Origin of the sequence: Spiroplasma sp. hy2 (genome assembly GCF_044714365.1) — a bacterium.
GTDB classification, from domain to species: domain Bacteria; phylum Bacillota_I; class Bacilli_A; order Mycoplasmatales; family Mycoplasmataceae; genus Spiroplasma; species Spiroplasma phoeniceum.
In genome coordinates, this window is sequence record NZ_RXFZ02000360.1 from 1 (window position 1) to 525 (window position 525).

General features: G+C 17.6%; 1 protein-coding gene. It reads right to left on the bottom strand.

The annotated features are described in order from the left end of the window. Positions 1–359 (bottom strand): UPF0236 family transposase-like protein (locus tag EHV01_RS06495; protein WP_422066746.1); only part of this gene is annotated, 359 nt, incomplete at its 3' end. Positions 360–525: the final 166 nt, after the last annotated feature.

Here is a 525-nt window from a genome sequence, read left to right on the forward strand (position 1 = left end):
ATATTGTTCTCAGTAATAAATGATAATATTTTTTCTTTAACAGAATTATCTATTCTTTGTCATTTTTTAATTCCTAAAAGTTTATCCAAAAGAAAAATATATTCTTCTTTACCTGTTTCTGGATTAATTTTATAATATTTTCTTCTTTTAAAAGTTATTTTTCCATTTAAAATAGTTAATGTTCTTGGTTTTATTTCTTTTACTTTATAATCTTTAAATTCTTTTAAAGTTTCATCAATTTTATAATTTTTAAAAATTCATTCTTCATAATCTTCTAAACTTTGTTGAATAATTTCAATACTCTGTATATATAATAAATTAATAAGATTATTAAAAAAATTGCCATCATTATTTATCATTTTCATACCCTCTTTTCTTAATTCAGGACTTTATCACAAAAATAATGAAAATGCAAAAAAGATATTTAATTTTGTCGAAAACTCTTGATATTTATAAAATATACCTAAAATTAGGTATATTTTTAATATATGGAGGTAAATAATTAATGAAAAAAATAATTAWAWT